We start from the raw sequence: 18,707 nt of genomic DNA, 5'->3' as shown, positions 1-18,707 counted from the left end.
GTGTATGATGGCGATATACCCGTTCGGCCCGAAGCGGCAAACCCGCTTCGACGGAGGCGTGAGACTATCGGACCAACGCGTTGCAGCGCGGCAAACGCAAAAGCGGCGCGGAATCACTCCACGCCGCTTTCAAACGGTATCGGTTTGCTGCGTTACCGCACGCGTCCGCGTTGAACGAGATTGACGATCGCGAGTAGCACGATTGCGCCCACGATCGCGATAATGAACCCGGTCAGGCTGAACTCTTGAATGCTACCCTGAACATTGAACAGGGCACCGGCAATCCAGTTGCCGATAATGGCACCGATAATGCCGACGATAATATTCCAGATAATACCCATCGATGCGTCACGGTTCATAACCATGCTCGCGAGCCAGCCGGCGACGCCGCCGACGATGATTGCGATAATCCAACCCATTACGGATCCTCCTGTTACCCCCGTCCACCTTACCGCCATGCAACGGGCGGAGTGACAGGACGGTTCCCCGGCGAAGCTGCCGGTGGAGGGTCGAGCGGTTGAAAGTGGGCTTGGTTCCCTGAAGCCCGCTCCGGATGGATCAGTATTTGAGCTGGCGTTCGTACAGGTCGCGGTAATGCTGGATTCGCGTGACGCGCAGCCCTTGCATACCGGAACGATCGACCGCGCGCTGCCAGGACGCGAATTCCTCAAGCGTCAAACCATAGCGCTCGAGTACCTCGTCGATCGTAAGCAAGCCGCCATTCACCGCGGCTACCACTTCCGCCTTGCGGCGCACGACCCAGCGCTTCGTCTTCGGCGATGGCAGGTCCGCAATCGTCAAGGGTTCGCCGAGAGGGCCGATAACCTGTGCGGGTCGAATGTCCTGGTTTTCAATCATCGTGTTTCTCGATCGCCTCGCAATGCCTGCCTGCTCGCGATGTCGCTCGTCCCTGAATCGTTTCCGTCCTCGCTTCTTAGGCCCCGGTAGTTAAAGGACCGTTGACTCTCGTCCGGTTCGTTTCGCCGCGACTGCGCAAAATTCTCGAACCGCCCACTATCGCTGCGCGTGCATTCCTCGCGCAGGTCGCGTGTCGCCGATAGTTTCGCTACGAGATCGGTCCAGCGAAACGATTGCAGGCTCCCGCATCCGTGCCGACCCGATTCGAGTTGTTTTTTTATCTTTCCCTCGAACATGGCCGCCAGTCTTAGGCGCGCATGGTAAAAAGATTGTGAAACCTGAGCATTGGTGGATCACCGTATTCGGGGACATCACTGGCAAGGGGCGCCGCGTCCGTGTAATAAGCCGTCATGCTTGAAACTCGCGATCTCGCAGCCGCCGACGCCGCGGCACTTTTCGACTTGCCTCGTCCTGCGACGCAGTGCCGTATCGTGGTCGCCATGTCGGGCGGGGTGGATTCGTCGGTCGTCGCGGCGCTGGCTGCGCGCACGGGCGCGGAAGTCATCGGCATAACCCTGCAGCTTTACGACTATGGTGCGGCGACCGGGCGCAAGGGTGCTTGCTGTGCAGGAGACGATATCCAGGATGCGCGGCAGGTCGCCGACCGCCTCGGCATTGCGCACTACGTCCACGATCACGAAAGCGCGTTCCGCGAAACCGTCGTCGAGAGCTTTGCGGACGAATATCTCGCCGGGCGCACGCCGGTGCCCTGCATCAAGTGCAACATGGGTCCGAAATTCGTCGATTTGCTGACGATGGCGCGCGAATTGGGCGCGGACTGTCTTGCAACGGGACACTACGTGCGGCGGATCGTCGGGCCAGCGGGGTCCGAACTGCACCGCGCCTGCGATCCGGCGCGCGACCAGTCCTATTTCCTCTACGGCACCACGCAGGAGCAGCTCGATTTTCTGCGTTTCCCGCTTGGCGGAATGCCGAAGACCGAAGTACGCAAACTCGCCGAGGCCGCCGGGCTGCGCAATGCCGCAAAGCCCGATAGTCAGGATATCTGTTTCGTACCCGACGGCGACTACGCCAAGATCGTCCGCAGTCTGCGGCCCGAAGGCGCGCGGCCCGGCTCGATCGTCCATGCCGAAACGGGCGATACGCTCGGTGAGCACAAAGGGGTGATCCACTACACGGTCGGCCAGAGACGGGGTCTGGAGATCGGGGGGCAGCCCGAACCACTCTATGTCGTCGGCATAGACGCTGGCGATGCGAAGGTCGTGGTCGGCCCCAAGCGTCTGCTCGCCGTGTGCGAGGCGCGCCTTACCGAAACAAATCGTATCGGTCCGATGCCGGATGTGCCTTTGACGGCCAAGGTACGCAGCCTAGCGAAGCCGGTGCCTGTTACATTGGACGGTCAGCTCGGTGACGGACAAGACTGCTCGCTCGTCTTCGAAAGCCCCGAATTCGGTGTGGCGCCGGGTCAGGCCGCCGTCATCTATGCGGGCGAACGTGTCGTCGGCGGCGGATGGATCGATCAGACCCGCGCCCCTGCAAACTGACCGATTCCGATACCGGCGAACTTAGCTTTCCCACTCCTTGAGGACGCAACCATAGCCTTCGCGCAAGCGCGCGGTGTCCGAGACCACGAACGGAATCGACGCGGTCACGCTCTTGGCATCCTCGTCTTCGCTCAAGCGGATGAGCTCCATGCCTTCGAGCTTGTCCTTCGCGCAATCGTCGAGGCTGCGTCCCGCCACAAAGCGGCACGAACAGGCGACCCTGGCGGCATAGGCGGAGCCTGCCGCGCCGGTGCGGCGCAGACCTTCGCCCCACTCGAGCCATGCGAGCACCGCGGCCATCGCCAGCACGAGCAGGAGCCATGGTAACACGGTGCGCGAGCTTGAGCGGGTTTTCGCCATTGCCAACCGGGATTTCCTCGTGCGAGTGGACCGCATGATGTCGCGGCCCCGCCCCCTTATCGCCAGCATACTGGCGGCCACAAGTCTTGTATCCTGCGGCACCCCCGAAGCCGAAGGGCCGCCCCCGCTGAGCGAGGAGGCACTTGCCGCCGTAACCGGGAATGCAGGCGCCCCGAAGGACCAGCTCGCCCGCGCGGTGGACGAGGTGTTTACCGCCGAAGGCGTAGGCGAAACGCGCGCGCTAATTGTAATGCACGATGGCGAGATCGCGGCGGAACGCTACGGCGCGGGCTATGATGCGGACACGCGGTTCATCGGTTGGTCGATGTCGAAAACGCTCACCGCAGTGATGATCGGCATGCTGGTCGGCGATGGTCTGTTGCAGCTCGACATGCCCGCGCCCGAACCGCGCTGGCAGCGCAGCGGCGATCCGCGCGCCGATATCACCCTTCGGCACCTGCTCCAGATGCGCAGCGGGCTGGAGCATAGCGAGGCAAGCGATCCCCTTTACGAGAGCGGAGAGGTGCGGATGCTGTTCCTCGACGGGCGCGACGATATGGCGGATTATGCCACCGCCCAGCCCCTGGAAGCGGAGCCGGGCGAACAGTTCGAATATTCGTCGAACACCACCGTCATCCTCGCCGATATCGCCGCCCGCACCCTCACGCGCAGCGCCGATCCCGACACGCGGCGACAAGTCGTCGCAGATTACCTGAAGGCGCGGCTGTTCGATCCGCTCGGGATGGATTCAGTCGTACCGGAATTTGACCGCAGCGGGACGCTGATCGGCGGCAGCCTGATCCATGCCGATGCGCGCGACTGGGCGAAGCTCGGCGAATTGCTGCGGCGCAAGGGCAGCCATCGCGGCGAGCAATTGGTGCCGCGCAGCTGGGTGGCACAAATGACGACCCCGAGCCCGGCGAGCCCCCAATACGGTTTGCAGACCTGGCTCAACCGGCCGTTGGAGGATAGCGAGGCGGAGCACCCGCTCTTCCCGGATCGCGCACCCGATTCGATGTTCGCGATGATCGGGCATATGGGACAATATGTCCTGGTTTCGCCCGAACAGGGGCTGACCATCGTAAGGCTTGGCCACTCCGATGCGGCGCAGCGCAAGGCGATGTTGCAGGAACTCGCCGATATCGTTGAGCTCTATCCGGTTCGCTCGGACAGGTAGAATGTCCCCTCGACCACGGTGACACATGGTCCGCCGAGCCATGCCCGGTCACCCTCAAGCCTTACGGTCAGATCGCCCCCTCGCGCACTCGCTTGGTGCGCGGTGAAGCTATCTCGTCCTAATCGCTCCGCCCAGAACGGCGCGAGGACGGAATGGGCCGAACCGGTTACACTGTCCTCCGGTACGCCCCAAGCGGGCACGAATACGCGGCTGACGACGTCCGTGCTGTCGCCGGGCCCAGTGCAGATCGCCATGCGGTCGATCTTTTCCAAGGCGCGCATATCTGGGGAGAGCGCACGCACCGCGGCTTCGTTTTCGAGGAGAACGATCGTCGTTTCCTCCGTGCCCTCCACCGTATCGAACACCCGCGCTTCGCAGCCCAGTGCCGATAGCAAGCCCGGTACGTCTCGTTCGGCAACGGTGCTGGTCGGCAGGGCGAGTTCGTAGTCGGCTTCGGCACGGCGGACTTCGAGAATGCCGGCGTGCCGTGTGCGGAACGTAACCCGATCGCCGCCATCGCGGTTCAGGATGACGTGGCCGCTCGCCAGCGTCGCGTGGCCACACATCCGAACCTCGCTCGTCGGTGTGAACCAGCGCAATTCGTAATCCGCTTCCCCGCTATCGTCCGGAACGAGAAAGGCGGTTTCGGCGAAATTGTTCTCCTCGCCGATTGCCTGCAGCACAGCATCGTCGAGCCAGCTTTCCAGCGGGATCACGGCGGCCTGATTGCCCTTGAACGGTGCATCGGCAAAGGCATCGACGTGCCAATACGGCAAAGCGGACATCAGTCTTTCTCCAATCGGGAAAATTCATCTTCCTCGACGAGCATATTTCCGGGTTCGTCGATATGACCTTCCGGGTCGATATGGATGAGCAGTTCCGTGCCGGGAAACTTGCGACATAAATCCGCTTCGACCCGGTCGATAATATCGTGCGCTTGCTCGACCGTCATGCCGCCCGGTAGATCGACATGGAATTGCGCGAAATCATGCGCCCCGCTCGTCCGGGTTCTGAGGTCGTGCAGGTTCGAAAGCTCGGGATGCAGCGCCGCCGCCTCTACGAAAGCCTGTCGCTTGTCGTCCGGCCACTCGCGATCGAGCAACTGGTCCACCGCCTCCCCCGCCGCCGACCATGCGCCCCAGGCGAGCCACGCGGCGATGGCCAAGCCGAACAGCGGGTCGGCAAGTCCGAAACCGAGATACTGGTCGAGTACCAGCGCCGCGATCACGCCGAGATTGAGCAGCAGGTCGGACTGGTAATGCACGCTGTCCGTCTTGATCGCCACCGAACCCGTCCGCCGGATGACGTGCCGTTGCCATGCGATCAGCGCGAAGGTGGCGACGATCGCGATGACCGATACGAGAATGCCGTCGCCCGCCGCCGCGGTCTGCGTCCCGTTCGCCAGTTGTGAGATGGCCCGTGCCGCGATGCCGAAAGCTGATACGGCGATCAGCATGACTTGAACTATCGCCGCCAGAGCTTCGGCCTTCCCGTGGCCAAAACGGTGTTCGCGGTCCGCCGGCTGCGAGGCGAACCACACGCCGAACAGGGTCACGCCGCTGGCGACAAGGTCAAGCGCGCTGTCGGCTAGGCTGCCCAGCATCGCCGTCGATCCGGTGCGCCACGATGCCCAGCTCTTGAGGCCGATCAACAGGATCGCGACGCCCATCGAAGCGAGCGCGGCGGACCGGGTGAGGGAGGCGCGTTCGTCGGTCACGGATAGAGCAGCGTATTGTCCCAACCGCCGTTCTCGTCGCGGGTGAAATGGCGGCGGTCGTGCAGGCGGTTGGGCCGGTCCATCCAGAATTCGAACCGCTCGGGCGTCAGTAGGAAACCGGTCCAGTGCGGGGGGCGAGGGATGGCATCCTGCCCTTCGTAGCGTTCGCGCAAGGCTTCGACCCGGTCAACATAGATCTGACGGTCCGCAAGGGTGCGCGACTGGTCGGACGCAGCGGAGCCGATCTGGCTGTCGAGCGGGCGCGAGTGAAAATAGGCATCGGCCCTGCCTTCGCTTACCTGCTCCAACGGCCCTTCGATCCGGATTTGCCGGCGCAGGCTCTTCCAGTGGAACAGCAGTGAAGCATGCATATTGGCGCGAATTTCCTCGCCCTTACGGCTTTCGGCATTGGTATAAAAAACGAAACCGCCGTTTTCGCCGAGCTCGCGCCCGCGTTCCTTCAACAGAACCATGCGCACCGAAGGGCGGCCCGAAGGGGTCGCCGTGGCAAGCGCCATGGCATTGGGATCGTTAGGCTCGCTCGCCTTGGCTTCCCCGAACCAGATTTCGAACAGTGAGAACGGATCGCTTTGCGGAATGGCGCTTTCGTGGTCCATGATGCGTGGCTCTATCCTGCCCTTACGCAATACGAAAGCGCCAAGCTTGCGCGCCTGCGGCGTTGCACCTAGCTAACACGGTATGGCCGATCCCTATACCACTCTTGGCGTTGCCCGCACGGCGGACGAGAAAGCGATCAAGAGCGCTTATCGCAAGCTGGCGAAAGAGCTGCACCCCGACCGCAACACGGACAATCCGAAAGCGGCCGAGCGGTTCAGCCAGGTCACCAACGCCTACGACCTTCTTTCCGACAAGAACAAGCGCGCGCAGTTCGACCGCGGCGAAATCGATGCGAAAGGGAATCCGACTAACCCCTTCGCCGGGATGGGCGGCGGTGGCCATCGCGGCGGCTTCGGCGGCGGGGCGGGCAACCAGCGCGGCTTTCGCGCGGAGGATTTCCAGGGTTTCGGCGGCGGAGCAGGCGCGGAAGAAGTCGATCTCGGCGATATCTTCGAAGGGCTGTTCGGTGGACGCGGCGGCGGCGCGCGGCCCGGCGGCGGCAGCCCGTTCGGACAGGCTGGGACCGGTCGCCGCCCGCCCCCGCCGCAAAAGGGCGCGGATATCGGGTACCGACTGCGCGTCTCGTTCATCGATGCCGCCACGCTCGCCCCGCAGCGGATCACCCTTGCCGACGGCAAGACGATCGATCTGAAATTGCCCAACGGCGTCGAGGACGGCACCCAGATGCGCCTCAAAGGCAAGGGCGAGCAGGGACCGGCGGGCCCGGGCGACGGGCTGGTCACCATCTCGGTCGACAGTCATAAACTGTACCGGCGCGAGGGCGACGATGTGCGTTTCGACTTGCCGATCACCCTCGATGAGGCGGTGAACGGCGGCAAGGTCCGCGTGCCGACGGTCGATGGTCCTGTCATGATGACGCTGAAACCCGGCACGAATGGCGGCAGCACGCTGCGCCTCAAGGGCAAGGGCTTCACGCGCAAGAACGGCACGCGGGGCGACCAGCTGGTAACGCTGGAGATCCAGCTGCCGTCCGACCTCGCGGAGCTTGCCAAGCGCCTCGATGGGTGGAAGGACGAAAGCGACCCACGGAGCAACCTCGGGGCATAGATTGCCTGAACCCAAGCTTCCCAATCCGGAAGACCGCGAAGTCCGCTCCCTCACGCCCGAAGCGCGGCGAAGGGAGGCCGAGACGTTTCGCGGCCGCGTGGTCGATAAGGTAGGTCCGGGCACTAAGGCGTGGGAGGTCGTCAAACGGGTTGCCATCGGGACGTTCAACGATGGGTTCATCCACGCCGGCAATCTCGCCTATCTTGCGATCTTCTCTATCTTCCCGTTTTTTATACTCGGCGCTGCGCTGTTCTCCCTGGTGGGCGAGGAGAGCGAACGGGCGGCAACGATCAATGCCATTCTCTTCGCCCTGCCGCCGATAGTCGGCAACGTGATCGAACCGGTCGCGCGGGGGGTGATCGAAGCACGCAGCGGATGGCTTCTGTGGGCGGGCGCATTCGTCGCGCTGTGGACCGTCGGTAGCCTGATCGAAGGTATTCGCGACATCCTGCGCCGCGCTTACGGGACGGAAATGACCCATGCGTTCTGGAAATACCGTTTGCTGTCGAGCGGGGTGATCATCGGCGCGGTGCTGCTTTTGATGCTGTCGCTCATCGCGCAGGTCGTCATCGGGACGGCGCAGCAGGTGATCGAGGCGTATTTCCCGCAACTGGCCGATATCGTCTCCGACCTGCGCCTTGCCCGGATCGTGCCGGCCTTCGGCCTGTTCGGTTCGCTCTACCTCATATTCTACACCTTGACGCCCTCGAATTATCGCACCCGCCGGTATCCCAAATGGCCAGGCGTCCTGTTCACCACCGTCTGGTGGATCGCGGTGACGACCCTGCTCCCGATCGTGCTGCGCAGCTTTTTCACCTACGACCTCACCTATGGCAGTCTTGCGGGGATCATGATTGCGCTGTTCTTCTTCTGGCTTGTCGGGCTGGGTGTGGTTATCGGCGCTGAATTGAACGCCGCCGTTGCGGAAACGCCCGAAGAGGAGATCAACTTCATCGGGCAGGAAGACAACCGGCGGCGCGACGAACTGGAACACGAGATCAGATTGGAAAAGGATACGGCATGAGCGGGTTGATGGCGGGCAAGCGGGGTCTGATCATGGGCCTTGCCAACGACAAGTCGCTGGCTTGGGGCATCGCGAAGAAGCTGGGCGAACAGGGCGCCGAGCTCGCCTTTTCGTATCAGGGCGAAGCGTTGAAGAAGCGCGTCGGCCCGCTGGCCGAACAGCTCGGCAGCGACTTCATTTTCGAATGCGACGTGTCCGACATGGATGCCCTCGACACCGCGTTCGACACGCTGAAGGATCGCTGGGAGACGATCGATTTCGTCGTCCACGCCATCGGCTTTTCCGATAAGAACGAATTGCGCGGCAAATATGTCGATACCAGCCTCGACAACTTCCTGATGACGATGAACATCTCCGCTTACAGCCTCGTCGCGGTAGCGAAACGAGCGGCGGCAATGATGCCCGACGGGGGCAGCATCCTCACGCTGACCTATTACGGCGCGGAGAAGGTAATCCCGCATTACAACGTCATGGGCGTGGCCAAGGCCGCGCTGGAGACGAGCGTGCAATATCTCGCCAACGATCTCGGCCCGCAGAACATCCGCGTGAACGCGATCAGCGCCGGCCCGATCAAAACACTGGCGGCCAGCGGCATCGGCGATTTCCGCTACATCCTTAAATGGAACGAGCTGAATTCGCCGCTGCGCCGGAACGTGACCATCGAAGATGTCGGCGGATCTGGGCTGTATTTCCTTTCCGACCTTTCCAGCGGGGTGACGGGCGAAACGCACCACGTCGATGCGGGCTATCACGTCGTCGGTATGAAGCAGGAAGACGCGCCCGACATCGCGCTCGACAAGGGTTGATGCGGGTCCTCGTCACCGGCGCGGCGGGCTTCATCGGCGCTGCCCTCGCCCGCCGCCTGTGCGCACGGGGCGACGAGGTGCTGGGGATCGACAGCCTCAACGACTACTATCAGGTCTCGCTGAAAGAAGACCGCGTGCGCAACGTCGAGCAGGCAGGCGAGGGCCGGTTCCACTTTCGCCAGGCCGACTTTGCCGACGCCACCGCGCTAAACGAAACGCTGGGCGACGAAGCGTTCGACGCCATCGTCCATCTCGGTGCGCAAGCCGGGGTACGCTACAGCCTCGAAAACCCGCGCGCCTATGTCGCTTCGAACCTGATGGGGCATGTGAATCTACTCGAGATCGCACGGCACCGCGGAGGCTTGCCGATGGTCTATGCCAGCTCATCCTCGGTCTATGGCGGGAACGACAAACTACCCTTTGCGGTGGAGGACAGGGTCGATCATCCGGTCTCCCTCTATGCCGCCACGAAGCGCGCCGACGAACTCATCAGCGAGACCTATGCCCACCTCTATCGCATCCCTCTCACCGGTTTGCGCTTCTTCACCGCGTACGGCCCCTGGGGGCGGCCTGACATGGCGATGTGGCTGTTCACCGATGCGATCCTCGATGGGCGTCCGATCAAAGTGTTTAACAATGGCGAGATGTGGCGCGATTTCACCTTTATTGACGACATCGTCAATGGCGTGGTCGCCTGCATCGACAACCCGCCGAAGGACGACGACGCGCCAAAGGCCGGCGGGAGCGTGAAACCCCATGCGCTCTACAATATCGGCAACAATCGCAGCGAGAAGCTCACCCGCGTCATCGAGCTGATCGAGCAGGCTTGCGAGCGCGAGGCGGAAATCGAGATGCTGCCGATGCAGCCGGGCGATGTCGAGAAGACCTATGCCGATGTCGATGCAATCAGGGACGATCTTGGCTATGCGCCGTCTGTCTCCATTGACGAAGGCGTTCCCCGCTTCGTCGAATGGTTCCGCGACTACCACGCCCGTTAGCGCGGCGCCTCCTTCAGCAAGTCACAAATCCTCGATGCGGCTTGGCCGTCGCCGTAGGGGTTGTGCGCGCTCGCCATGGCGGCATGCGTTTCGGAATCGTCGAGCAGCCGCGTCACCTCGTTTACAATTCTTTCCGGGTCGGTACCGACCAGCCGCGCCGTACCCGCCGCGATCGCTTCGGGCCGTTCGGTCGTCTCGCGCATCACCAGCACCGGGGTTCCGAGCGCGGGCGCTTCTTCCTGCACGCCGCCGCTGTCCGTCAGCATAAGATGGGCGATATCGAGGAGGCGCACGAAATTCGGATAATCGAGCGGGTCAATAAGCGCGACGTTATCCAGTCCCGAAAGCTCAACCTGCATGACGTCGCGCACGGCAGGGTTGCGATGAACTGGGAAGACAATCGCGAGATCGTCCCTCTGCGACAACCGCCGGATGGCCGAAGCGATTTCACGCATATGACCAAAATTCTCGCGCCGGTGCGCGGATATGCGGACGATCCTGCGGCCTTCAAATCGGCGTTCAAGCTCGCGCATGATCCGGGTCGATTCCGGAGCCTCGCGTACCCGCTCTCGCGCCCACAACAAGGCATCGATAACCGTATTGCCGGTGATATGGATGCGCTCCCGCTCGATGCTTTCTCGCACCAGATTGTCGGCTGCGAGACCGGTCGGCGCGCAATGCAATGCGGCGAAGGTGGCGATGGCGCGGCGGTTCATTTCTTCCGGCCACGGATTGGCGAGATCGCCACTGCGCAGGCCCGCTTCTACATGGCAGACCGGTATACGGTGGTAGTGCGCGGCGAGCGCCGCCGCAAATGCCGTCGTGGTGTCACCCTGTACGACCACCCAATCGGGCCGTTCCGCCTCGAGAACGCCGCCGACCTCGACCAGTATACGCGCATTCAACGTATCGAGCGACTGGCGATCGCGCATCAATCCTAAGTCGTGGTCGGGGACGATACCGGCAAAGGCGAGCACCTGATCGAGCATCTCTCGGTGCTGCGCCGTAACGCACACGCGACTCTCAAAGCGCGGATCGTCGCGCAGGGCATGAAGTAGCGGGAAGAGCTTGATGGCTTCGGGCCGGGTCCCGAAAACCGTGAGGATTTTCATAGGGTCGGGCGTTAGCCCAGAAGTCTATTCGTCTCCAGCATTGGCAGGCGGAACCGCGAGCGGCTCGCCAGTCGGCGGCGTCTGACCCGCCTCGTCCGGCAATTCCGCCGCGCGTTCCCGCTCGAGACGCTGCATGTATTCGCGCTCGATCATTTCGACATCGCGCTGCGTCGCAGCCGCGTCCTCGTCGATGGTTGCAAGGCGATCTTGCCGTATGTTTTCTATGATCTGCGAAAAGCGGACAGTCGGAGCGGCGTCCTTGTCTGCGTAGGCCTCACGGATCATTTCCTGAGTACAGCCGCTGAAGCCGCCTGCCCCCACTGGCGAGCATGACATCGTGCCGAATGCCCCGACCATTTCGAAACTTTCCACCCGCTCGGCCCAGCTCTGATTTGCCGGATTGTCCGAATAACGCAGCGCTTCGGGAATGCGATAACGCTCGCCTTCCGCCTTGCGCGCGCACACCACGATGACATCCGCCGTGCTTTCCGGGCAGGCATCATCGCCATAGACGATAACCATGTTGTAGCTGTCGTCGCCTGTCTCTACCGATTGTTGCGCGGCAGCAGGAACGGCAAGGCCGGTGGCGGCAAGGGCGGCAGGCAAAGCGAATTTCAGCATGGTGTCCTCGATTTCGTGGCGGCGCATTCGAATTAGGAGCAAGCGCAGTGAACGCTTGGTGAAGCGCGCCAAGTCGTCGCTTTGTTCCTGTCAGATCCGTTCGGTAATCTTGATCGCGGCGCGGCACCCGAGCCGTATGATCCCGGAAAGGACTGGATAGGCCGGGGCCTTTTCCGCCCCTGCCGCCAATGCCGCATCGCGGTGCTCGCGCTCGTCCTCGCGGAACTCCTCGATCATGTCCGCGAGTTCCTCGTCTTCCTCGCTGTCGCGCAGCGCGTCGAGTTGCTGCGAATAATGATCGTCGATCTCGGTTTCGACCGCGGCGGTGCAGGCCATCGCCGCTTCGGGTCCGATCAGTGCCGTCACGGCGCCAAGCGCGAAGCCGGCCCGATCCCAGAACGGTTGCAACAGCGTGGGGCGAACCCCGCGCTGCGCCATCAAGGCATCGAATTTTGCGCGATGGCCGGCTTCCTGCTCGGCCATGCCGGCGATTTCGGACGAGTGCGGTCCGCGATCGCCCATCACGGCAAGCTGACCTGCATAGATGCGCGTTGCGCCGAATTCGCCCGCCTGGTCGACGCGGATCATGCGCGCGATGTGATCGGAATTCCTGCTCATGGGTTTCGCGGCTCCTTTGCCAGCAACCAGAAGATGGCCAATGCTCCAACGCTCGAGATGAGGAAATTGAACCCGGCCAAGCTGATACCGAACAAGGTCCACGGCGCTTCGTCGCAGCGCACGACCGGGGCATTCATGATCGCATCGAGCGCGTTCTGCCCTGGCGCAAGCTTCGCCGTCGCAGCGCAGGAGGTGACCCCTTCCCACCAGTCGTATTCCACGCCTGCATGGAATCCGCCGATCAGTCCGGACGTGAGGATACCTCCGGCGGCAAGCGCGACGAAGAGCTTCGTCGGCCTCAGCGGAAACGACAGAAGCGCCAGCCCCACGGCGGCGAAATGCGGCCAACGCTGCCACCAGCACATCTCGCACGGGTAGAGGCCGAACACATATTGCGAAATATATGCGCCGCCCAGAAGCAGGGCGGGTATCGCCAGCGCCAGCCCTTGGGCCAGCCGCACGGAGGGACTTGCCGTCATGCCCGGTCGGATAGCGCTATTTCGCGCGCGCCGCCACCTTGGTGGTCGAGGCGCGCCGCAACGTGTCGAGGGCATATTTCAGCTGGAAATCTTCCACGCCCTGCGCCTTCAATTCCTCTGCCGTGACCTGGAAGCGCGGATCGTCCTTCAGGTCGCCGGTAAGCTTGTCGTCTTCCAGCCCGATCTCGTTGACGAGATGTCCGCGCAAATCACTTTCGCGCATCTGGTACTTCGCGCGGCGTGCCAGATCCGGATCGCTGAGCTGCGGCACCGCGATATCGGGCTTGATCCCGCCTTCCTGCACCGAATGGCCCGACGGCGTATAGTAGCGCGCCGTCGTAAGCTTGAGGGCGGCATCGCGGCCCAGCGGCAAGAGCGACTGGACGCTGCCCTTGCCGAAGCTGCGCTCGCCCATCACGACCGCGCGGCGATGGTCCTGCAACGCACCGGCGACGATCTCGCTGGCCGAGGCGGAACCCGCGTCGATCAGCACTACGATCGGCAGACCGTTGGCGATGTCGCCGCGGAACATCGTTTCCGCATCGTAAGTGATCGTCTCGCCCTTCGTCCGGCCGCGCTGGCTTACGATCTGCCCCTTGGTGAGGAACAGGTCGGAGAGCGCCACCGCTTCGTCGAGCGAGCCACCAGGATTCTGCCGCAGGTCGAGCACGAGCCCGTTCAGCCGTCCGCTCGCCTTCGTCTGCAAGTCCTTCCACGCGCCGAACACGTCGGCGCCGACGTCGCGCGAGAATTCGTTCACCGAAATGTGGCCGATATTGCCGTCCTGCAATTCCCACGTGACCGGTTCGAGTTCGATCACACCGCGCGTCACGTCGAGTTCGAGCGGTTCGTCGCGGCCCGGACGGAATACGGTGAGCTGGATGCTGGTGCCGGCTTCGCCGCGCATCCGCGCGACCGCCTCGTCGAGTTCGAGCCCGTAGATCAGTTGCCCGTCGAGATGGGTAATGAAGTCCCCGGCCTTGATGCCCGCCTTGTCCGCCGGGCTGCCCTTGAAGGGCGAGATGACCTTGACCGCGCCGTCATCGTCCACGACCGAAAGGCCGAGACCCGAATAATTCCCGTCGATCATCGTCTCCAGCCGTTCGAGATCGTTGCCGTCGAGATAGCTGGAATGCGGATCGAGCGCGGCGAGCATGCCGCCGATCGCGCCCTTGATCAGCACGTCGTCGTCGACCGTCTCGACGTAATTCGCCTTGATCCGCTGATACACCGCGAACAGCTTGCCGAATTCCGGTCCCGCTTTGGCATCGACCTGCGCCATGCCCGACGTGGTCGCGGGAATGAGCGCAACCGCGGTTACGAGTGCGGCCGAACGGGCGAATGCAGCGATCTTCATGCAGGTTCCTTCGTTGGATTGCGGTTTATCGCGCATCGGGGGTGAATGAAAGATGAGTCGCGCACTGCTTTTCGCGCCCGTCTCAGCGAAGGAAGTCGATCGGGTTGACCGGGATGCCGCCGCGTCTCAGCTCCAGCCCTACCGGCGAATTCCCTGCGGCGGTGCCGAGCGGGAAGGCATCGCCGACCGTCTGTCCCACAGCCACGCCGACATCGGCAAGGCCAGTGATGAGGCTGGTCATGCCGCCGGCATGTTCGATGATCACGATGGACCCGTAGCCCCTGTAGGGCCCGGCGAACACGATCCGCCCCGCTGCAGGCGATACGACCTGCGCGTCGGGCGACGCGGCAATCTCTAGGCCCGAACTGCGGGCATCGCCTGCACCGACTTCATTGAAACCGGTCACGATGGGCCCGGCGACCGGCAGGCGAATGGCGGATTGGCTGGCGACCGGCGGCGCGCTTCGTAAATTCGCGGTTGCGGCATTTCCCGGCCTGGTCGGATCGACCGGTCGGGGAAGAGGACCGGGCAGGGCGGCCAAACGCGCTTTCAGAGCATTGTCCGCATCGAAACGTCCGAGCAGGCCATCGAGGTCGCGGGCCTCTTCCGCAAGCGCCAGCGCCCGCGTCCGTTCGCGCGCCGCGCTTCCGCTGGATCGTAGGGCCGCGAGACGTTCACGCTCCGATCGCGCCAGAAGGTCGCGGCGCCGCGCATTGAGTTCCGCTTCCGCCTCTTGGAGCGCGATGTAGGATCGGCTTCGTTGCCGCCGAAGCGTTGCGGCCCGGTCCATCTCCGCCCGGAGGCCGGCGGTGCGCTGCCGGATCTCCGGGACGGCGCTGGCCAGCACGGCACGAGTATGGACGACATCCTGAAGCGTACCCGGTTGGAGGAGGGACAGCGTTACCGGTCGCCGGGCCATGGTCTGCAGGGCGGCCGTCAGCCGCAGGAGAGGGGCGCGCCGCTCTGCGATGCCTCGGCGAAGCACTGCCTGCTCGCGATCGATCAAGGCGATCTCGGCTTCGGCCGCTTCGATGGCGGCCTGCGATTGCTGAACCCGGGCCGCGAGCGCCGCTGCGGCCTGCAGCGCGTTCTCGGCGCTACGCTCCGCCCCTTCGGTCTCTCGTTCGAAGCGTTCCGCCAATTGCTGCGCGGCGCGTTGACGTGCCCGGGCATCGCGAAGCCCGGCCTCGAGCGTGGCGCGGCCGGCTTCTCCGGCAATGGTCGACCGGGCAGGTGCGGGCGCTTGCGACACGGCACTCGCTGCGCCCGCCAGAAGCGCGCCACCAATCAGGATCGGCACCAGACCTTTCATGAAAGGGCCTGTGCCGGATCAATTGCTGCGATGATAGGGGTGACCGGCGAGGATCGTCGTCGCACGATAAAGCTGCTCGGCCAGCATGGCGCGCGCGAGCAGGTGCGGCCAGGTCGCCTTTCCGAACGCCAGCAGCAGGTCGGCCCTGTCGCGCTCCTCTTGCGAATGACCGTCCGCCGCGCCGAGGACGAAGCGGCATTCCCGCGTCCCTTCGTCACGCCAGTTTCCCAGCGTTTCGGCAAATTTTTCGGAAGAAAGGTCCTTGCCACGTTCGTCCAGCAGAACGGCTTTGCAAGGCGTCGAAGGATCGGGGATGCGGCCGCCGGTTTCGGGCAATTCGGTGAACTTGACCGGCCAGGTCAGCCGCTTTTCATAGCGCGCCACCAAATCGGCCTCGGGCGAGCGGCCGAGTTTGCCGCGAGCAATCACGTGCAACAGCATGGCCCCAAAGAATCAGGCGGTGCCGGACACCGGAGGAGCATCGCCGAAAGCCCACATGCGTTCCAGATTGTAGAAGCTGCGCACTTCCGGGCGGAACAGATGGACGACGATATCGCCGGCATCGATCAGCACCCAATCCGCCGCGGTCAGGCCTTCCACCTTCACCGGGCCGAAACCTTCGTGCTTGATCTTCTCAGCCAGCTTCTGCGCCATGGATGCAACCTGCCGCGTCGAGCGGCCCGATGCGATCACCATGTAGTCGGCGATCGACGTCTTTCCTTCGAGATCGATGGTGACGACGTCCTGCGCCTGATCGTCGTCGAGTTGCTTCAGGACCAGCGCCAGCAGCGGATCGTGCGCCGCGTCAGCCATGGGCGGCGGCGCCTTGCGTGATGAATCGGCATGCGCCGACGGGGTATTCGCCTGTGTCATGGGCGTAAGCTATACTCCTCGATGATGTAGCCGAGCTGAAAACGGGGGCGGCGATGTTCACGATGCCGCCGCATCCTCTTCCATCGATATGGGGGTGCCCGTGATCGGTTTGAAGGTGACCTGATCGCGAAGCGTCTTGCCGGTATGTCCGTCCGCCCAATCGGGATCGGCACGGCGGATAGCCGTTGCCGAACGGGGATCGGGATCGAAACGCAAAGTCACCAGCGCCGGGGCACTCCAGTTCGCCCTGTTGACGAAACCGGCACGCGGCACACGGAAGCGTCGCAGCCAGGCCATCGCAGGGCTGGCGATAGCGGCAGCATCATAGCCGGGCCGCGCGATGACTGCAATCGGCATGGTCCGCGCGATGCCACGCCAGTCCTTCCACCGGTGGAATTGCGCCAGATTGTCGGAGCCCATCAGCCAGACGAACTCCTTTTTCGGAAAGCGTCGACGGATCGCCCTTAAGGTATCGAAGGTAAATCGTGTACCCAACTCGCGCTCGATCGCGGAAACCTTGATGGGTGCGCGCTTCGCCTGACGGACGGCAGAAGCGAACCGGGCAACCAGCGGCGCCATGCCTTCTGCTGGCTTCAGGGGATTACCCGGCGAAACCAGCCACCAAACCTCGTCCAGCCGCAAGCTTTCCAGCGCGAACATGGAAATCCCGCGATGCCCGCCATGGGCGGGATTGAAGCTGCCGCCGAGGAGGCCGATCCTACGGTTATGCATGGGCGGAATCGAACATGCGAAATTTCCGTTTTATTTTCAGTCGGCTGGCAATGATGTTACTTGAATCCTATTCTGTATGGTTAACACGAACTTATCAATTTGTGCGCAGAAGGGATCGATAATATCTGCGCATTTTGTCGACTCATCGCGGAAAGGTGGCGGTTCGTCACATTAACGGGAACTCGGATTCGGCAGCGCTTCCGCAGCTTGTTACCCTCAAAGCAGGGATAAAAGACCAAGGGACGGGTCGTTTTGGAACATATACACGCTATTCGCGACTGGATCAGTCGCGTCCGCAACTGGTTTCCGGACCGTGAATTTTTCATGCGGTCGGAAGGCCAGGTTCGCTTCATCACCCTTTCCTCGCGCGTGCAAATGTTCGCGGCGGCGACTGCGGTGCTGGTTTTCCTAATCGCTGCCACATCGATGGTTGCGGCAGGCTGGACCCAATACCGCGCCCAAGCCGATCGCACGGCTCTTTTGTCACGCGAAGCGAAGGTGGCGACATCGGAAGAGCGTCTTGCCGCCTATGGCGAAGACCTTGAGGCGGTGACGTCAGACCTGCAGCAACGGCAGGACTTTATCGAGAACATGGTGGCCTCGCTGCCCGATGACGTGAAGAACGCCGGCGCGGTCACCGATTCGACCGGCGAAGCGGCCGAAGCGATCGAGAAAATCAGCGCCGCTTTCCCCGAAGCCGCCCCGCTCGCCCGGCTCGAAGCGCGCCAGCTCGCCTTTGTGGAAAATTTGACGCGATACGCGGAGTGGCGTTCGCAGAAAGCGGCCGCGGCTTTGAAGAAGCTCGGCCTCAATCCCGACGCGATGTTGCGGCAGGCCGACCGAACTGCGATGGGTGGTCCGCTCGAAAAGCTCGCCACCGATAGCGACGGTACGATCGATCCGCGCTTCGAGCGCCTCGGCCTTTCCATTGCGCGCATGGCGGCGCTTGAAAACGGCCTGTCACGCGTGCCGCAAGTCGAACCGGCGAGCTTGAAATATGTCTCATCGGGCTTCGGCTTCCGCCGGGATCCGTTCACCGGCGGCGGCGCCATGCACAAGGGCCTCGACTTCCGCGGCCCTACTGGCGCGCCGATCTATGCCGCGGCGAAAGGCAAGGTCAGCTTCGTCGGCACCAAGGGCGGATACGGCAAGACGGTGGAGATCGATCATGGCAACGGGCTCATGACCCGCTATGCGCATATGTCGCGCTTCGATGCGAAGGTCGGCCAGACGGTCGAACCGGGCGAACTGATCGGCGGCATCGGCAGCACCGGCCGATCAACCGGGCCGCACCTGCATTTCGAAGTCCGCATTCACAACAAGGCGGTCAATCCGCGTACTTTTCTGGAGACTGCACCCGATGTTCTCGAAGAAATCCGCCGAGCTCCCGAGCTCGCCGCTACCCGCTAATC

At 63.1% G+C, this 18,707-nt stretch carries 22 protein-coding genes; 7 read left to right on the top strand and 15 right to left on the bottom strand.

Annotation, left to right across the window (positions count from 1 at the left end; all coding sequences use genetic code 11):
* Positions 1-152 precede the first annotated feature (152 nt).
* On the bottom strand, positions 153-419 hold the full coding sequence (locus E3U23_RS10070; protein ID WP_279351111.1) for a GlsB/YeaQ/YmgE family stress response membrane protein: 267 nt from the start codon (positions 417-419) through the stop codon (positions 153-155).
* 139 nt (positions 420-558) lie between these two features.
* Positions 559-858, bottom strand: coding sequence for a DUF1153 domain-containing protein (locus E3U23_RS10065; RefSeq protein ID WP_279351110.1), 300 nt, complete (start codon positions 856-858; stop codon positions 559-561).
* A gap of 410 nt (positions 859-1,268) precedes the next feature.
* On the opposite strand from E3U23_RS10065, the gene mnmA reads away from it, so the two are divergent.
* Complete coding sequence (gene mnmA / locus E3U23_RS10060) at positions 1,269-2,423, top strand: tRNA 2-thiouridine(34) synthase MnmA (protein WP_279351109.1); 1,155 nt, start codon at positions 1,269-1,271, stop codon at positions 2,421-2,423.
* Between the two features lie 21 nt (positions 2,424-2,444).
* Here mnmA and E3U23_RS10055 read toward each other — a convergent pair whose 3' ends face one another.
* Entirely contained in the window at positions 2,445-2,753 is a 309-nt protein-coding gene (locus E3U23_RS10055; protein WP_279351108.1) for a hypothetical protein, read from the bottom strand.
* A gap of 64 nt (positions 2,754-2,817) precedes the next feature.
* Between E3U23_RS10055 and E3U23_RS10050 the strand changes: the two genes are divergently transcribed.
* Positions 2,818-3,960: a serine hydrolase domain-containing protein gene (locus E3U23_RS10050; RefSeq protein WP_279351107.1), complete on the top strand. Its 1,143-nt coding sequence runs from the start codon at positions 2,818-2,820 to the stop codon at positions 3,958-3,960.
* Here the strand turns inward: E3U23_RS10050 and E3U23_RS10045 are convergent.
* The 3 genes from E3U23_RS10045 to pdxH are packed head-to-tail and all read right to left on the bottom strand — an operon-like array spanning position 3,936 to position 6,294.
* Positions 3,936-4,745: a PhzF family phenazine biosynthesis protein gene (locus tag E3U23_RS10045; protein WP_279351106.1), complete on the bottom strand. Its 810-nt coding sequence runs from the start codon at positions 4,743-4,745 to the stop codon at positions 3,936-3,938. The two genes, E3U23_RS10050 and E3U23_RS10045, sit on opposite strands and share 25 nt — an antisense overlap.
* The gene (locus E3U23_RS10040) at positions 4,745-5,677 is read right to left on the bottom strand and encodes a cation diffusion facilitator family transporter (protein WP_279351105.1); all 933 of its coding nucleotides are present in this window, start codon (positions 5,675-5,677) and stop codon (positions 4,745-4,747) included. Before E3U23_RS10040 ends, E3U23_RS10045 begins: the two co-directional genes overlap by 1 nt.
* Positions 5,674-6,294 (bottom strand): pyridoxamine 5'-phosphate oxidase, encoded by a 621-nt coding sequence (gene pdxH, locus E3U23_RS10035; RefSeq protein ID WP_279351104.1) that lies wholly within the window; start codon positions 6,292-6,294, stop codon positions 5,674-5,676. The genes E3U23_RS10040 and pdxH overlap by 4 nt, the downstream gene beginning before the upstream one ends.
* Before the next feature lie 82 nt (positions 6,295-6,376).
* On the opposite strand from pdxH, the gene E3U23_RS10030 reads away from it, so the two are divergent.
* The 4 genes from E3U23_RS10030 to E3U23_RS10015 are packed head-to-tail and all read left to right on the top strand — an operon-like array spanning position 6,377 to position 10,191.
* Positions 6,377-7,363, top strand: coding sequence for a DnaJ C-terminal domain-containing protein (locus E3U23_RS10030; RefSeq protein ID WP_279351103.1), 987 nt, complete (start codon positions 6,377-6,379; stop codon positions 7,361-7,363).
* A 1-nt stretch (position 7,364) separates the two neighbouring features.
* Positions 7,365-8,387 carry a YihY/virulence factor BrkB family protein gene (locus tag E3U23_RS10025; RefSeq protein ID WP_279351102.1) on the top strand — a complete coding sequence of 341 codons (1,023 nt, stop codon included), beginning with the start codon at positions 7,365-7,367 and terminating at the stop codon, positions 8,385-8,387.
* Entirely contained in the window at positions 8,384-9,193 is an 810-nt protein-coding gene (gene fabI, locus E3U23_RS10020) for an enoyl-ACP reductase FabI (RefSeq protein WP_279351101.1), read from the top strand. Before E3U23_RS10025 ends, fabI begins: the two co-directional genes overlap by 4 nt.
* Positions 9,193-10,191, top strand: a complete 999-nt coding sequence (locus E3U23_RS10015) for a GDP-mannose 4,6-dehydratase (protein WP_279351100.1) — start codon at positions 9,193-9,195, stop codon at positions 10,189-10,191. The genes fabI and E3U23_RS10015 overlap by 1 nt, the downstream gene beginning before the upstream one ends.
* On the opposite strand, the gene wecB is transcribed toward E3U23_RS10015, so the two are convergent.
* The 9 genes from wecB to E3U23_RS09970 form a co-directional block, all read right to left on the bottom strand.
* Positions 10,188-11,303: a non-hydrolyzing UDP-N-acetylglucosamine 2-epimerase gene (wecB, locus tag E3U23_RS10010; RefSeq protein ID WP_279351099.1), complete on the bottom strand. Its 1,116-nt coding sequence runs from the start codon at positions 11,301-11,303 to the stop codon at positions 10,188-10,190. The two genes, E3U23_RS10015 and wecB, sit on opposite strands and share 4 nt — an antisense overlap.
* 24 nt (positions 11,304-11,327) lie before the next feature.
* Positions 11,328-11,951 (bottom strand): hypothetical protein, encoded by a 624-nt coding sequence (locus E3U23_RS10005; protein ID WP_279351098.1) that lies wholly within the window; start codon positions 11,949-11,951, stop codon positions 11,328-11,330.
* Positions 11,952-12,014: 63 nt separating this feature from the next.
* Positions 12,015-12,542, bottom strand: coding sequence for a demethoxyubiquinone hydroxylase family protein (locus E3U23_RS10000; protein ID WP_279351097.1), 528 nt, complete (start codon positions 12,540-12,542; stop codon positions 12,015-12,017).
* Complete coding sequence (locus E3U23_RS09995; protein ID WP_279351096.1) at positions 12,539-13,021, bottom strand: disulfide bond formation protein B; 483 nt, start codon at positions 13,019-13,021, stop codon at positions 12,539-12,541. The genes E3U23_RS10000 and E3U23_RS09995 overlap by 4 nt, the downstream gene beginning before the upstream one ends.
* 16 nt (positions 13,022-13,037) lie before the next feature.
* The gene (locus E3U23_RS09990) at positions 13,038-14,378 is read right to left on the bottom strand and encodes a S41 family peptidase (RefSeq protein ID WP_279351095.1); all 1,341 of its coding nucleotides are present in this window, start codon (positions 14,376-14,378) and stop codon (positions 13,038-13,040) included.
* An 82-nt stretch (positions 14,379-14,460) separates the two neighbouring features.
* Positions 14,461-15,690, bottom strand: coding sequence for a murein hydrolase activator EnvC family protein (locus E3U23_RS09985; protein WP_279351094.1), 1,230 nt, complete (start codon positions 15,688-15,690; stop codon positions 14,461-14,463).
* 18 nt (positions 15,691-15,708) lie between these two features.
* The gene (locus tag E3U23_RS09980) at positions 15,709-16,131 is read right to left on the bottom strand and encodes a 23S rRNA (pseudouridine(1915)-N(3))-methyltransferase RlmH (protein WP_279351093.1); all 423 of its coding nucleotides are present in this window, start codon (positions 16,129-16,131) and stop codon (positions 15,709-15,711) included.
* Positions 16,132-16,143: 12 nt separating this feature from the next.
* The gene (rsfS, locus tag E3U23_RS09975) at positions 16,144-16,503 is read right to left on the bottom strand and encodes a ribosome silencing factor (RefSeq protein WP_279351092.1); all 360 of its coding nucleotides are present in this window, start codon (positions 16,501-16,503) and stop codon (positions 16,144-16,146) included.
* A 117-nt stretch (positions 16,504-16,620) separates the two neighbouring features.
* Positions 16,621-17,295 (bottom strand): nicotinate-nucleotide adenylyltransferase, encoded by a 675-nt coding sequence (locus E3U23_RS09970; protein WP_279351091.1) that lies wholly within the window; start codon positions 17,293-17,295, stop codon positions 16,621-16,623.
* Positions 17,296-17,547: 252 nt separating this feature from the next.
* Here E3U23_RS09970 and E3U23_RS09965 point away from each other — a divergent pair, with 252 nt between their 5' ends.
* Positions 17,548-18,705, top strand: a complete 1,158-nt coding sequence (locus E3U23_RS09965) for a peptidoglycan DD-metalloendopeptidase family protein (protein ID WP_431732678.1) — start codon at positions 17,548-17,550, stop codon at positions 18,703-18,705.
* Positions 18,706-18,707: the final 2 nt, after the last annotated feature.

The organism is Erythrobacter litoralis (assembly GCF_029760855.1).
GTDB lineage: Bacteria > Pseudomonadota > Alphaproteobacteria > Sphingomonadales > Sphingomonadaceae > Qipengyuania > Qipengyuania litoralis_A.
This window is presented reverse-complemented; position numbering and strand designations above follow the sequence as displayed.

What these genes read in the sequence shown, in the direction of transcription:
- E3U23_RS10070 (WP_279351111.1), bottom strand. Translation starts at nt 419, where the DNA reads ATGGGTTGGATTATCGCAATCATCGTCGGCGGCGTCGCCGGCTGGCTC.
- E3U23_RS10065 (WP_279351110.1), bottom strand. Translation starts at nt 858, where the DNA reads ATGATTGAAAACCAGGACATTCGACCCGCACAGGTTATCGGCCCTCTC.
- mnmA (WP_279351109.1), top strand. Translation starts at nt 1,269, where the DNA reads ATGCTTGAAACTCGCGATCTCGCAGCCGCCGACGCCGCGGCACTTTTC.
- E3U23_RS10050 (WP_279351107.1), top strand. Translation starts at nt 2,818, where the DNA reads ATGATGTCGCGGCCCCGCCCCCTTATCGCCAGCATACTGGCGGCCACA.
- E3U23_RS10045 (WP_279351106.1), bottom strand. Translation starts at nt 4,745, where the DNA reads ATGTCCGCTTTGCCGTATTGGCACGTCGATGCCTTTGCCGATGCACCG.
- pdxH (WP_279351104.1), bottom strand. Translation starts at nt 6,294, where the DNA reads ATGGACCACGAAAGCGCCATTCCGCAAAGCGATCCGTTCTCACTGTTC.
- E3U23_RS10030 (WP_279351103.1), top strand. Translation starts at nt 6,377, where the DNA reads ATGGCCGATCCCTATACCACTCTTGGCGTTGCCCGCACGGCGGACGAG.
- fabI (WP_279351101.1), top strand. Translation starts at nt 8,384, where the DNA reads ATGAGCGGGTTGATGGCGGGCAAGCGGGGTCTGATCATGGGCCTTGCC.
- E3U23_RS10015 (WP_279351100.1), top strand. Translation starts at nt 9,193, where the DNA reads ATGCGGGTCCTCGTCACCGGCGCGGCGGGCTTCATCGGCGCTGCCCTC.
- wecB (WP_279351099.1), bottom strand. Translation starts at nt 11,303, where the DNA reads ATGAAAATCCTCACGGTTTTCGGGACCCGGCCCGAAGCCATCAAGCTC.
- E3U23_RS10005 (WP_279351098.1), bottom strand. Translation starts at nt 11,951, where the DNA reads ATGCGCCGCCACGAAATCGAGGACACCATGCTGAAATTCGCTTTGCCT.
- E3U23_RS10000 (WP_279351097.1), bottom strand. Translation starts at nt 12,542, where the DNA reads ATGAGCAGGAATTCCGATCACATCGCGCGCATGATCCGCGTCGACCAG.
- E3U23_RS09995 (WP_279351096.1), bottom strand. Translation starts at nt 13,021, where the DNA reads ATGACGGCAAGTCCCTCCGTGCGGCTGGCCCAAGGGCTGGCGCTGGCG.
- E3U23_RS09990 (WP_279351095.1), bottom strand. Translation starts at nt 14,378, where the DNA reads ATGAAGATCGCTGCATTCGCCCGTTCGGCCGCACTCGTAACCGCGGTT.
- E3U23_RS09985 (WP_279351094.1), bottom strand. Translation starts at nt 15,690, where the DNA reads ATGAAAGGTCTGGTGCCGATCCTGATTGGTGGCGCGCTTCTGGCGGGC.
- E3U23_RS09980 (WP_279351093.1), bottom strand. Translation starts at nt 16,131, where the DNA reads ATGCTGTTGCACGTGATTGCTCGCGGCAAACTCGGCCGCTCGCCCGAG.
- rsfS (WP_279351092.1), bottom strand. Translation starts at nt 16,503, where the DNA reads ATGGCTGACGCGGCGCACGATCCGCTGCTGGCGCTGGTCCTGAAGCAA.
- E3U23_RS09970 (WP_279351091.1), bottom strand. Translation starts at nt 17,295, where the DNA reads ATGCATAACCGTAGGATCGGCCTCCTCGGCGGCAGCTTCAATCCCGCC.